Here is a 13,394-nt window from a genome sequence, read left to right as displayed (position 1 = left end):
ACATTCAGATTTTCCGGCATTTTAAGCTAGTAATTCTCCTGATTAATCATTTTTGAATGCGTTTTTTGTCTAATAATCATCCATGTTTAGATAATTCAAGCCTCAATCTATCAATAATTTTCTCATTTTCCAGTTTTATCCTACTGCTTTTCTTCTTCCCTCTTTTCCTTCCCGGCATAAAAAAACACCCCCTTCGCTTTGAAGGGGGTGTTTCGAATAATGAGCTGGCGATGACTTACTCTCACATGGGTAACCCCACACTACCATCAGCGCTAAGAGGTTTCACTTCTGAGTTCGGGAAGGGATCAGGTGGTTCACTCTTGCTATTGTCGCCAGCACAACTGTTATGGATACTTGCTTAGTCTAATCTCAGAGCAGTGCTCTTCGTGCTAAGTTTTCTACCAAATGAGTTATTAACAGAAGTACTTGAGTTAATTTAAGGTGTTCATTTTATCTAGCTTTTCAACTAAATCAAGTTTGATTGATTATATGTGAATCAATTGATGCTTTACATACAACTGTTTGGGTGTTGTATAGTCAAGCCTCACGAGCAATTAGTATTGGTCAGCTTCATGCGTCACCGCACTTCCACATCCAACCTATCAACGTCGTAGTCTTCAACGGCTCTTTAGTGGACATAAAGTCCAAGGGAAATCTTATCTTGAGGTAGGCTTCCCGCTTAGATGCTTTCAGCGGTTATCCCTTCCGAACATAGCTACCCGGCGATGCGACTGGCGTCACAACCGGTACACCAGAGGTTCGTCCACTCTGGTCCTCTCGTACTAGGAGCAGATCCTCTCAAATTTCCAGCGCCCACGGTAGATAGGGACCGAACTGTCTCACGACGTTCTAAACCCAGCTCGCGTACCTCTTTAAATGGCGAACAGCCATACCCTTGGGACCTGCTTCAGCCCCAGGATGAGATGAGCCGACATCGAGGTGCCAAACACCGCCGTCGATATGAACTCTTGGGCGGTATCAGCCTGTTATCCCCAGAGTACCTTTTATCCGTTGAGCGATGGCCCTTCCATACAGAACCACCGGATCACTAAGACCTACTTTCGTACCTGCTCGACTTGTGGGTCTCGCAGTTAAGCGCGCTTTTGCCTTTATACTCTACGCGTGATTTCCGACCACGCTGAGCGCACCTTCGTACTCCTCCGTTACTCTTTAGGAGGAGACCGCCCCAGTCAAACTACCCACCAGACATGGTCCTCGCTCCAGATCATGGAGCAGAGTTAGAACCTCAATATTACCAGGGTGGTATTTCAAGATTGGCTCCACCGAAACTAGCGTCTCGGTTTCAAAGCCTCCCACCTATCCTACACAAGTAAGATCAAAGTTCAATGTCAAGCTGCAGTAAAGGTTCACGGGGTCTTTCCGTCTAGCCGCGGGTACACCGCATCTTCACGGCGATTTCGATTTCACTGAGCCTCTGCTGGAGACAGCGCCCCCATCATTATGCCATTCGTGCAGGTCGGAACTTACCCGACAAGGAATTTCGCTACCTTAGGACCGTTATAGTTACGGCCGCCGTTTACTGGGGCTTCGATCAAGAGCTTCGCTTACGCTAACCCCATCAATTAACCTTCCAGCACCGGGCAGGCATCACACCCTATACGTCCACTTTCGTGTTTGCAGAGTGCTATGTTTTTAATAAACAGTTGCAGGGGCCTGGTTTCTGTGGCTGCTCTCAGCTCAGGAAGCAAGTTCCATCACCAAAAGCAGCGTACCTTCTCCCGAAGTTACGGTACCATTTTGCCTAGTTCCTTCAGCAGAGTTCTCTCAAGCGCTTTGGTCTACTCGACCTGACCACCTGTGTCGGTTTCGGGTACGATTCCAGTGTAACTGAAGCTTAGAGACTTTTCCTGGAAGTATGGTATCAGCCACTTCACTGTACAAGTACAGCTTGCTGTCAGATCTCAGCATAGAGTACCCCGGATTTGCCTAAGATACATGCCTACTTCCTTTCACCTGGACAACCAACGCCAGGCTGACTTAACCTTCTCCGTCCTCTCATCGCATTACACTGAAGTATTGGAATATTAACCAATTTCCCATCGACTACGCCTCTCGGCCTCGCCTTAGGGGTCGACTCACCCAGCCCCGATTAACGTTGGACTGGAACCCTTGGTCTTTCAGCGAACGGGTTTTTCACCCGTTTTGTCGTTACTCACGTCAGCATTCGCACTTCTGATACCTCCAGCAGACTTCTCAATCCACCTTCATCGGCTTACAGAACGCTCCCCTACCACTTACACTTATGTGTAAATCCGCAGCTTCGGCATATAGTTTTAGCCCCGTTACATCTTCCGCGCAGGCCGACTCGACTAGTGAGCTATTACGCTTTCTTTAAAGGGTGGCTGCTTCTAAGCCAACCTCCTAGCTGTCTATGCCTTCCCACATCGTTTCCCACTTAACTATAATTTTGGGGCCTTAGCTGGCGGTCTGGATTGTTTTCCTCTTGACTACGGACGTTAGCACCCGCAGTCTGTCTCCCGGATAGTACTCATTGGTATTCGGAGTTTGCATCGGTTTGGTAAGTCGGGATGACCCCCTAGCCGAAACAGTGCTCTACCCCCAATGGTATTCGTCCGAGGCGCTACCTAAATAGCTTTCGGGGAGAACCAGCTATCACCGAGTTTGATTAGCCTTTCACCCCTATCCACAAGTCATCCCCTGGCTTTTCAACGACAGTGGGTTCGGTCCTCCAGTTAGTGTTACCCAACCTTCAACCTGCTCATGGATAGATCACCCGGTTTCGGGTCTACACCCAGCAACTAAACGCCCTATTAAGACTCGATTTCTCTACGGCTCCCCTAATCGGTTAACCTTGCTACTGAATGTAAGTCGCTGACCCATTATACAAAAGGTACGCAGTCACCAAACAAGTTGGCTCCCACTGCTTGTATGCATGCGGTTTCAGGATCTATTTCACTCCCCTCACAGGGGTTCTTTTCGCCTTTCCCTCACGGTACTGGTTCACTATCGGTCAGTCAGGAGTATTTAGCCTTGGAGGATGGTCCCCCCATATTCAGACAAGGTTTCACGTGCCTCGCCCTACTCGACATCATTATCTAAGCCCTTTCGTGTACAGGACTATCACCTACTATGGTCGCACTTCCCAGAGCGTTCCACTAAAGCTTAGATAACTTAATGGGCTTTTCCCCGTTCGCTCGCCGCTACTGAGGGAATCTCAATTGATTTCTTTTCCTAAGGGTACTGAGATGTTTCACTTCCCCTCGTTCGCCTCATAAACCTATGTATTCAGTTTATGATACCAGCCTTATAGCGGGTGGGTTTCCCCATTCAGAAATCTCCGGATCACAGGATATTTGCCGCCTCCCCGGAGCTTATCGCAGGCTATTACGTCTTTCATCGCCTCTGACTGCCAAGGCATCCACCACATGCACTTAATTACTTGACTATACAACCCCAAACAGTCGTTTGATCCTACAAGTAGATCAACCAACATTACAGTTTAGAGCTTCGTGAATTTAATCACTGTACAGCTTCAATTAGATTCATATACCAAAACGCTTGATTCAGTTAATTTCGCTAGTAACTCATTTCATTCAACTTTCACAATTGCTTGTTAGGTTAAATCAAACGAGTATGAACAAATTATTTCAACTCAAATATATTCTGTTAATGATTTTTCCAGCCTTCGTCAGGTCAGGAAACTGTGATAAATCACAGAGCTTAATAACAATGAAGCGAATCATACGCTACTTTGTTGCTAAGCTCTATAACCTAAACACTTGATCGCTTAAGGACTAAGCTAACAATCATTTGATTGTTTATTTTAGCTTCGTTCTTTATACATTCCGAAGGAATGTATGGTGGAGACTAGGAGAGTCGAACTCCTGACCTCCTGCGTGCAAAGCAGGCGCTCTACCAACTAAGCTAAGTCCCCAGCTTATCAATAAGTCAATGTTTCTGATTCTCTGTTTGCTTCCGTATTTTATTCAAATACTTCGTTAGTCAGAATGGTGGGTCTGACAAGACTTGAACTTGTGACCCCACGCTTATCAAGCGTGTGCTCTAACCAACTGAGCTACAGACCCTCAGATACATCGTCATGAAGAACAACTTGTTGTGGATTCTTACCAATCATCAATCTTTCGTTAAGGAGGTGATCCAGCCGCAGGTTCCCCTACGGCTACCTTGTTACGACTTCACCCCAGTCATCGGCCACACCGTGGTAAGCGTCCTCCTTACGGTTAGACTACCTACTTCTGGTGCAACAAACTCCCATGGTGTGACGGGCGGTGTGTACAAGGCCCGGGAACGTATTCACCGCGGCATTCTGATCCGCGATTACTAGCGATTCCGACTTCATGGAGTCGAGTTGCAGACTCCAATCCGGACTACGATCGGCTTTTTGAGATTAGCATCTCCTCGCGGAGTAGCAACCCTTTGTACCGACCATTGTAGCACGTGTGTAGCCCTGGTCGTAAGGGCCATGATGACTTGACGTCGTCCCCGCCTTCCTCCAGTTTGTCACTGGCAGTATCCTTAAAGTTCCCGGCTTAACCCGCTGGCAAATAAGGAAAAGGGTTGCGCTCGTTGCGGGACTTAACCCAACATCTCACGACACGAGCTGACGACAGCCATGCAGCACCTGTATGTAAGTTCCCGAAGGCACCAATCCATCTCTGGAAAGTTCTTACTATGTCAAGACCAGGTAAGGTTCTTCGCGTTGCATCGAATTAAACCACATGCTCCACCGCTTGTGCGGGCCCCCGTCAATTCATTTGAGTTTTAGTCTTGCGACCGTACTCCCCAGGCGGTCTACTTATCGCGTTAGCTGCGCCACTAAAGCCTCAAAGGCCCCAACGGCTAGTAGACATCGTTTACGGCATGGACTACCAGGGTATCTAATCCTGTTTGCTCCCCATGCTTTCGTGCCTCAGCGTCAGTATTAGGCCAGATGGCTGCCTTCGCCATCGGTATTCCTCCAGATCTCTACGCATTTCACCGCTACACCTGGAATTCTACCATCCTCTCCCATACTCTAGCTTCCCAGTATCGAATGCAATTCCCAAGTTAAGCTCGGGGATTTCACATCCGACTTAAAAAGCCGCCTACGCACGCTTTACGCCCAGTAAATCCGATTAACGCTCGCACCCTCTGTATTACCGCGGCTGCTGGCACAGAGTTAGCCGGTGCTTATTCTGCGAGTAACGTCCACTATCTCTGGGTATTAACCAAAGTAGCCTCCTCCTCGCTTAAAGTGCTTTACAACCAAAAGGCCTTCTTCACACACGCGGCATGGCTGGATCAGGGTTCCCCCCATTGTCCAATATTCCCCACTGCTGCCTCCCGTAGGAGTCTGGGCCGTGTCTCAGTCCCAGTGTGGCGGATCATCCTCTCAGACCCGCTACAGATCGTCGCCTTGGTAGGCCTTTACCCCACCAACTAGCTAATCCGACTTAGGCTCATCTATTAGCGCAAGGTCCGAAGATCCCCTGCTTTCTCCCGTAGGACGTATGCGGTATTAGCATCCCTTTCGAAATGTTGTCCCCCACTAATAGGCAGATTCCTAAGCATTACTCACCCGTCCGCCGCTAGAAATCGGTAGCAAGCTACCTATTCCCGCTCGACTTGCATGTGTTAAGCCTGCCGCCAGCGTTCAATCTGAGCCATGATCAAACTCTTCAGTTTAAAATCAATAGTACATATAGTGTACCAATCTTGGCTCATCAATTACTGACAAAAATTTGCTCAAATAAACTTCGAGTAATTTCTACCATCAATCAATGAAAATAATTTCGATCGATCAATCAGTAAAAATCCACACAAGTTGTTCTTCATAATCTCTTAATGATCTTTCTAACATTTCGTCAATGCTAGAAGCTGGACTTCGATAAACTCAACAACTCAACGCTTCGCGTTTCGTTCGTTTCCGTCTATCTCGTCGGTATGGTGCTCATTATAGGGCAATTTCTTACACGTGCAAGTGCTTTTCACTCACAAAGAACACGAGTGTTTTATTTTTATGCACCATTATGGTTCAAAAAAACACACTTTATTCACATAAATACATGATATTTATTACAAATATCATGTAAAATATTTTTCCTATTTTGTGTGCTTAGTTTTTTACAGGTGCTGCTTTAATCACCACACTCTGTATAACCACTGGGTTTACAGGGACATTCTGGTGCATTCCATAGTTCGCAGTTGGAACTTTTACGATTTTATCGACGATATCCATACCTTTAGTGACCTTACCAAAAACAGCATATCCCGCATTCATTGCACTTTTATTGAGAAAGTCATTGTCTGCAACATTAATAAAGAACTGACTACTTGCTGAATCAGGATGATTCATCCGTGCCATTGCCAATGTGCCGCGTTTATTGCTCAAGCCATTACTTGATTCATTCTTAATAGCCGCTTTTGTTGGCTTCTCCTGCATTTTGACATCCATACCCCCACCCTGAACCATAAATCCAGGAATCACACGATGAAAGATCGTGCCGTTATAAAATTTTTCTTTTGCATAGCTTTCAAAGTTTTTAGCTGAGATAGGTGCCTTGTCATTGAATAGCTCAATTTCAATATTACCTTGAGAGGTTTTCATTTCGACAATAGTATTGGCAGCAAAACTGCTTAAGCTCACACAGCCAAGTGCTGCGGTAAATAAAATCTGTTTTAACATTTGCTAACTCTTCTGGTTGATCTCGTACTTGTCATTGACTGTATATTAGTCTTTGATGATTAAAAAGTAATTATTCTGCCATTATTAAAACGAGAACAATGATGACGCAAATAATACCGTCGGACACTCCATTGACACATTTACCGCCTTGGCAACTGCGTGGCGATGCTTTTATTTTGAATTATTGGATCTCTCCGAGTTTTATCCAACAAGCGCAGATGTTCCGTTTAGCGACATCGCCTTTAGGTCGTGTGGTTCAGGTGTTATTGGTCCGATACCATGATTCGCCTGTGGGTCCTTATGACGAATTGCTGATTTTAGATCACCCTTTATGGAGTAAGAAAAGGTTAAGTTCGATTCCTACGATTTATGTTTCGACAGATATCTCTGTCATTCATGGTCAAAAACTCTGGGGTATTCCTAAAGAGTTGGCAAAGTTTGAATGGCAACAACATGACAATGAAGTGGTCTGTACTATAGAAGTTGAACAACACAAAATGCAGATCCGTTTAAAAAAATCACGTTCACAGCGTTCTTTCTATATTAATAGTCATCATATCCCAGCAGCGATGTTGCAAATCAGACAAGCTTGGGAAGGTAAGAGCTATCAATTTTCACCGAAGTTTCGTGGACGGCTCTCTAAACTGAAACAGGTAGAATGGCACAACACGCAGAAGATTTTTCCTAATTTTGCCGAAGCACGATTATTGCAAAGCTTTTATGTCCCCGAATTTAGCCTCGTATTTCCTGCTGCAAAAATCCAAGATAAATAACTCAATAAATCAAAACCCAGTGTTTCACGTGAAACACTGGGTTTACTTTATATAAAGGAATGATTAGCTACGTTTATCCCAAAATTTACGGAACTTCGTACTGATCTCGATCACGTATTTTTTAGCTCGGTGCGAAACCGGGGTTAAATTGATAAAACCATGGGTTTGATCGGTATATTCTTGATAAAACACTTTTACCCCTTGCTGACGGAGTTTATGCGAATAAATTTCACCTTCGTCATGTAAAACGTCATGCCCTGCCGTCACGATATACGCAGGTGCGATACCTGCCAATTTTCCATAGGTCGGTGAAATTAATGGATCATCCAAGGCCACAGCATGTTGTTCTGCATATAAAGCCGTTACGACATCAATATCTTTTTCAGTCAGAACTAGACCATCTTTATACGCATAGAAAGATGGGTGGCGACTTTTGAAATCCACTACTGGGTAAATTAATAGCTGAACTTGCGGGGCAAAAACTTTCTGAGCACTGCGCTGCGCAACCGCAGTAGCAATATTGCCGCCTGCACTATCCCCTGCCACCGCAATTCGATTTTTTAGAATTTTAAACTGACGACTATTTTGATAAGTCCAGGCCAAGGCATCTTCACAGCTTTGCATTAATTGAGCTGGGCTGGCTTCTGGTGTTAAAGGATAATCAATACTTAAAACTTGTGCTTTGGCATGCACGGCCAATAAACGACAAACTTCATCATGCGTGTCTAGACCACCCACCACAAAACCACCACCGTGATAGAACACGATCATCGGTAATTTTTTATTTGGAGCAGGATGATAATGACGCGCAAACAGCGTAGCACTTTGTAAAGGTAGACGTATATTTTGCACTTGTTTCACAAAGGTCGGCTTGGTCTTGATCGACTCCATCTGTAAATCAAATAATTTACGAGACTTCACATAGTCTTCAGTCACAAAGCCTGACTTACCTTGCTTGAGTTGAGCCGCCATCATGCATTTCACCAGCGGATCTAATTCTGGAAAAATAAACGGATAATCGAGACGTTTTGCGAGGCTTTCTTTGGCAAAGTTAGGAAGACGATCAAGTAACCGAGCAGCCGTACCTTGGCCTTTATCTTTCATATTTTTAAGTGATTCATTCAATGCAAACATGCTCTATCCTTCGAATTATGCTCTTCATACTTTCTACATGATCTAGGTCAAATGTGACCATATTCACATATAAGTCTCAACATCAACATACATAGTACAGACCTAGTTAAGCTAATCTTCTTTTATAGAGTTGTCATTGACAATTTACCCAAGTTTTATGGGTTGATTATGCTAACCCATTCTCGATAAAGGATACTCACCATGGCTAAAAAGATCATCCTTCTGTCTTTTGCGACTGCTTTTTTGGCTGTAGGCTGCGTAGCATTCCCTGAAGATGGTTACTACGATGGACGTTATGATCAACGTTATGACCGCCGTTATGATAATAATGATCGACGCTATGACAATCGTTATGATCGCCGTTACGACAGTCGTTATGAACAAGACCGCCGTACATGGGAACGTCAACAACAACAACGTAATCGTTTAGAGCTTGAACGTAGAAAGCAGCAACTTGACCAGCGTAACTGGGAACAGAATCGTAAAAATCAACAAGAGTGGGATCGTCGTAAAAACGAACTCGAACGTCAACGTCTAGAACAACAGCGTAAATACTCTGAAGCTGAACGTCGTAAACGTGCTGAACAAGATCGTCAAAAAGTCAGCAAAGAGCGTCAGCGTTTAGAAGAACAGCGCCGTAAAGCTAGTCAAGATCGTAGAAAACAAACTGAGCAAGAGCGCAAAAAGAATATTCAAGATTTAAGAAAGGCATCAGATCAACAACGTAAAGCGGCTGAAGAACGTCGTCGCGCGTGGGAAAATCGCCGTTAATTGTTGTTTTTGCAGATCGGTTAAAAGTAAAAAGCTCATCTACATGATGGGCTTTTTTTCGTTCACTAAAAATAGAAAAGGTAAAAAAAGCAATAGAAAAAATAGACAGAAGAGGCATCCTATCTTCTGTCTATTCTTGACTGCCTGTTGTTACAGGTCAGAGAGTATTAAACAATCTTATTGCTGAACTGTAGGTTGCGGTGCAGGCGCAGATTGAACTTCAGCATCTTGAGCTGATGGATCTGCTTGAACCACAGCACCCGATTGCTCTGTCGTTACAGATGCTTCAGTTGCAGACGTTACTTGTGCGGTTTCTGGAGATTCTACAGTTTCTTGAGAAGTACAACCTACCGCAGCTAAACCAAAACCTAAAACTGCGACAGCGAATAAACCAATTTTTTTCATCTTCATTATTTCCTTCATTGAATCATTAAAAGCAAAGCTCAACTTTGCCTGAGTCATAATGGAAAATAATTCTGTGAAGTTCCCACCTTCTGAGTTGTACTTTGTACGAGGCACGGTACAGCTTATGAAATGTTTTATTAATCAGGCAGTTTTCTTTTATATTGAGGCTTTACATCATTTATTTAACTCAAATGCTTTGTTTTTTATTAAAAAAATAAATATAAATGATTTTGAATAAAGCGTGATCACAGCTTTTGAATACAACAAAGTTCAACAAAACTTGCAACTCAGTTACTTAAGTGGCTGTTTTTATAAATTTCATGCAAAAAAAAAGCCTGCTTATGAGAGAAGCAGGCCATGAAAAACACATTTGAAATAAATTAAGAAACTACAGCGATAGAATCTGAAATAAAGAATACTGTGCTGATCATTTTTTGTGAAATATTTAATAAAACTGATACTAAGAGTTTTTATGTATAAATATTAACCACTATTTTTTGAGGCAAAAAAAATGCTGATTCTTGGGAAATCAGCATGGAAAAGTGTTTCTAAAATCTAGAGGTAGTCACCATATCCCTCTCTCCAGTGGATATGGTCACTTCCGATAGATAAATTATGCAAATTTTCAGGCACAAAGAGAAACCGTTAAAATTTATGATGAAAATCTATAAATCCGATCAAAATATGATTATACATTCAAATCAATAATTTATATTTTCATAGAATTTAATTTTGCAGTCGATATTTGGCTGAAAAACCATTTATTTGAATAAAAAATTGCATTTAATCGCTGACTTCGCTTGAATTTTTATACCCTGCCCCGATTTCTTTTATTAATCATGAATTCAAAACGCATGGCAGTTACGCATCGATGTCGTTTGAACGCACAGCTATAAGGACTGAACATGTTTAAGAACCCATTTAAACGGAGTAAATCAATGGCGACTGAGCAAAACCAAGACGCTCAAGATCTTCAACAAGAGCAAGCAGAACAGCAAACTCAAGCTGAAAACGAGCAAGCTGAAGTTTCAGTTGAAGATTTACAAGCACAAATCACCAATTTAGAAGAAAGCTTAAAACTTGAAAAAGCACGTACTGCAAATGCCGTATATGAAGCGCAAAAAAGTGTAGAGCGCATTCAACGCGAATCTGAAAAGCATAAAGATACTGTGCTGGAAAAATTTGCAAAACAATTGCTTGAGTCAGTTGATAACCTTGAACGCGCGATTGCTGCGGCAGGTGATGAAAAATCAGGTTTATCTGAAGGTGTAGAACTTACACTGAAATCATTGCTCAGCACTTTAGAAAAATTTGGTGTGGTTGCTGTGGATACTGCAAATGGTTTCAATGCAGATCTTCACCAGGCTGTGGGCATCGATCCAAATGCCAAATCGAATGAAATCGGAACAGTATTGCAAAAAGGCTATAGTTTAAACGGTCGCCTATTACGCCCTGCTATGGTTATGGTTGGTGCATAAAGACAAATTTTCTGAGACGAATTAAAAATTTTAACCAATATTACTTGAAAATTTTTGATTGGCTCTCATATCGGATAACAAGCGAAAACATCGTAAAAGAATTTTAGAGGAAACATCCAAATGGCGAAAATCATTGGTATTGACTTAGGTACTACAAACTCTTGCGTAGCAGTACTTGAAGGCGACAAAGTAAAAGTAATCGACAACGCTGAAGGCGCTCGTACAACCCCATCTATTATTGCGTATAAAGACGGCGAGATCCTTGTCGGTCAATCTGCTAAGCGTCAAGCAGTGACTAACCCTAAAAACACATTATTTGCAATCAAACGTTTGATCGGTCGTAAGTACCAAGACCAAGCTGTGCAAAAAGATATCGGCCTTGTACCTTACAAAATCATCAAAGCTGACAATGGCGATGCTTGGGTTGATGTAAACGACAAGAAACTTGCACCACAACAAATCTCTGCTGAAATCTTGAAAAAGATGAAAAAAACAGCTGAAGACTACCTTGGTGAAACAGTAACTGAAGCGGTAATTACTGTTCCTGCGTACTTTAACGATGCTCAACGTCAAGCGACTAAAGATGCAGGTAAAATTGCTGGTTTAGATGTTAAACGTATCATCAACGAACCAACAGCTGCTGCACTTGCGTTCGGTATGGACAAAAAAGAAGGCGACCGTAAAGTTGCGGTTTACGACTTAGGTGGTGGTACTTTCGACGTATCAATCATTGAAATCGCTGACCTTGATGGCGACCAACAAATCGAAGTATTGTCTACAAACGGTGATACATTCCTTGGTGGTGAAGACTTCGATAATGCATTAATTGAATACTTAGTTGAAGAGTTCAAGAAAGAACAAAGCGTAAACTTGAAACAAGATCCGCTTGCACTTCAACGTTTAAAAGAAGCTGCTGAAAAAGCAAAAATCGAGCTTTCTTCTTCGAATGCAACAGAAATCAACCTTCCATACATCACAGCAGATGCGACTGGTCCTAAACACTTAGTGATCAATGTGACTCGCTCTAAACTTGAAGGTTTAGTTGCTGAATTGGTTGCTCGTACGATTGAGCCATGTAAGATTGCACTTAAAGATGCAGGTCTTTCAACCTCTGACATCTCTGACGTAATCTTGGTGGGTGGTCAGTCTCGTATGCCACTTGTACAACAAAAAGTACAAGAGTTCTTCGGCCGTGAGCCACGTAAAGACGTGAACCCAGATGAAGCTGTAGCGATGGGTGCTGCGATTCAAGGTGCAGTACTTTCAGGTGATAAAACTGACGTACTTCTTCTTGACGTAACTCCGCTTACACTTGGTATTGAAACAATGGGTGGCGTGTTAACAGCGATCATTGAGAAAAACACGACGATTCCTGCGAAGAAATCTCAAGTGTTCTCAACTGCTGCAGACAACCAACCAGCTGTAGACATTTCAGTTTACCAAGGTGAACGTAAAATGGCTCAACAAAACAAATTGTTGGGTAACTTCCAATTGGGCGATATTCCACCTGCTCCACGTGGTGTACCACAAATTGAAGTATCATTTGACATCAACGCTGATGGTATCTTGAAAGTATCTGCAAAAGATAAGAGCACAGGTAAAGAGCAATCAATTCAAATTAAAGCTAACTCTGGTTTGAGCGATGCTGAAATTGAAGCGATGATCAAAGATGCTGAAGCGAATGCTGAAGAAGATCGTAAATTTGAAGAATTAGCGAAAGCACGTAACGAAGCTGATGCACTTGTTTCTTCTGCTCAAAAAGCAGTAAAAGATCTTGGTGAGCAGGTAACTGCTGATGAGAAATCTGCAATCGATGCTGCTGTAGCTGAGCTCGAAGCAGCGACTAAAGAAAACGATGTAGATGCAATCAAAGCGAAAACTGAAGCACTTCAAAACATCATTATGCCGATCACTCAACGTGCTTATGAAGCTGCACAAGGTCAAGGCGGTGCTGAAGGTTTTGATCCTAACGCTTTCCAAGGCGCTGAAGGTCAAGCTCAAAAAGCAGATGACGGCGTTGTAGATGCTGAGTTCACTGAAGTGAAAGATGACAAAAAATAATTTGTCGCTTTAACTGAGTCTTTCAAAGCTCAAAAAGACCGCGCGAAAGCGCGGTTTTTTTTGGATGATTTTATCTGCATCAGGCAATATTCAAATAACACGCAA

At 43.0% G+C, this 13,394-nt stretch carries 7 protein-coding genes, 2 tRNA genes and 3 rRNA genes; 4 read left to right on the top strand and 8 right to left on the bottom strand.

All coding sequences use genetic code 11. The features are described 5' to 3' along the window. Window positions 1-222: 222 nt before the first annotated feature. From rrf to LXF01_RS00095, 6 genes are all read right to left on the bottom strand, one after another. Window positions 223-337: ribosomal RNA gene (rrf, locus tag LXF01_RS00120) — 5S ribosomal RNA — on the bottom strand. A 196-nt stretch (window positions 338-533) separates the two neighbouring features. After that, window positions 534-3,427: ribosomal RNA gene (locus LXF01_RS00115) — 23S ribosomal RNA — on the bottom strand. Between the two features lie 413 nt (window positions 3,428-3,840). Beyond that, a tRNA-Ala gene (locus LXF01_RS00110) sits at window positions 3,841-3,916 on the bottom strand. 74 nt (window positions 3,917-3,990) lie between these two features. Next, a tRNA-Ile gene (locus LXF01_RS00105) sits at window positions 3,991-4,067 on the bottom strand. A gap of 61 nt (window positions 4,068-4,128) precedes the next feature. After that, window positions 4,129-5,667: ribosomal RNA gene (locus LXF01_RS00100) — 16S ribosomal RNA — on the bottom strand. Together the 16S, 23S and 5S rRNA genes with 2 tRNA genes alongside form the textbook arrangement of a ribosomal RNA operon. A gap of 430 nt (window positions 5,668-6,097) precedes the next feature. After that, a complete protein-coding gene (locus tag LXF01_RS00095; RefSeq protein WP_180005529.1) occupies window positions 6,098-6,667 on the bottom strand; it encodes a peptidylprolyl isomerase in 570 nt (189 codons plus the stop codon). A gap of 101 nt (window positions 6,668-6,768) precedes the next feature. Between LXF01_RS00095 and LXF01_RS00090 the strand changes: the two genes are divergently transcribed. Further along, window positions 6,769-7,440, top strand: a complete 672-nt coding sequence (locus LXF01_RS00090) for an acetoacetate decarboxylase family protein (protein ID WP_180110253.1) — start codon at window positions 6,769-6,771, stop codon at window positions 7,438-7,440. A 63-nt stretch (window positions 7,441-7,503) separates the two neighbouring features. Here the strand turns inward: LXF01_RS00090 and LXF01_RS00085 are convergent, their stop codons facing one another. Beyond that, complete coding sequence (locus LXF01_RS00085) at window positions 7,504-8,574, bottom strand: alpha/beta hydrolase (RefSeq protein WP_233944764.1); 1,071 nt, start codon at window positions 8,572-8,574, stop codon at window positions 7,504-7,506. 201 nt (window positions 8,575-8,775) lie between these two features. Between LXF01_RS00085 and LXF01_RS00080 the strand changes: the two genes are divergently transcribed. Next, complete coding sequence (locus LXF01_RS00080) at window positions 8,776-9,345, top strand: hypothetical protein (RefSeq protein WP_180056042.1); 570 nt, start codon at window positions 8,776-8,778, stop codon at window positions 9,343-9,345. Window positions 9,346-9,522: 177 nt separating this feature from the next. Here LXF01_RS00080 and LXF01_RS00075 read toward each other — a convergent pair whose 3' ends face one another. Beyond that, on the bottom strand, window positions 9,523-9,750 hold the full coding sequence (locus LXF01_RS00075; protein WP_233944762.1) for a hypothetical protein: 228 nt from the start codon (window positions 9,748-9,750) through the stop codon (window positions 9,523-9,525). Between the two features lie 938 nt (window positions 9,751-10,688). Between LXF01_RS00075 and grpE the strand changes: the two genes are divergently transcribed. After that, window positions 10,689-11,228, top strand: coding sequence for a nucleotide exchange factor GrpE (gene grpE, locus LXF01_RS00070; protein WP_111885723.1), 540 nt, complete (start codon window positions 10,689-10,691; stop codon window positions 11,226-11,228). Window positions 11,229-11,348: 120 nt separating this feature from the next. Beyond that, entirely contained in the window at window positions 11,349-13,289 is a 1,941-nt protein-coding gene (gene dnaK / locus LXF01_RS00065; protein WP_078194438.1) for a molecular chaperone DnaK, read from the top strand. The last annotated feature ends 105 nt before the right edge of the window (window positions 13,290-13,394 follow it).

The sequence above is a fragment of the Acinetobacter sp. SH20PTE14 genome (genome assembly GCF_021391555.1).
GTDB classification, from domain to species: domain Bacteria; phylum Pseudomonadota; class Gammaproteobacteria; order Pseudomonadales; family Moraxellaceae; genus Acinetobacter; species Acinetobacter amyesii.
This window is presented reverse-complemented; position numbering and strand designations above follow the sequence as displayed.

Bases quoted from the DNA above. Each gene is read 5' to 3' on its own strand.
- grpE (WP_111885723.1), top strand. From the start codon at position 10,689: ATGGCGACTGAGCAAAACCAAGACGCTCAAGATCTTCAACAAGAGCAA.
- LXF01_RS00090 (WP_180110253.1), top strand. From the start codon at position 6,769: ATGACGCAAATAATACCGTCGGACACTCCATTGACACATTTACCGCCT.
- LXF01_RS00085 (WP_233944764.1), bottom strand. From the start codon at position 8,574: ATGTTTGCATTGAATGAATCACTTAAAAATATGAAAGATAAAGGCCAA.
- LXF01_RS00095 (WP_180005529.1), bottom strand. From the start codon at position 6,667: ATGTTAAAACAGATTTTATTTACCGCAGCACTTGGCTGTGTGAGCTTA.
- LXF01_RS00075 (WP_233944762.1), bottom strand. From the start codon at position 9,750: ATGAAAAAAATTGGTTTATTCGCTGTCGCAGTTTTAGGTTTTGGTTTA.
- dnaK (WP_078194438.1), top strand. From the start codon at position 11,349: ATGGCGAAAATCATTGGTATTGACTTAGGTACTACAAACTCTTGCGTA.
- LXF01_RS00080 (WP_180056042.1), top strand. From the start codon at position 8,776: ATGGCTAAAAAGATCATCCTTCTGTCTTTTGCGACTGCTTTTTTGGCT.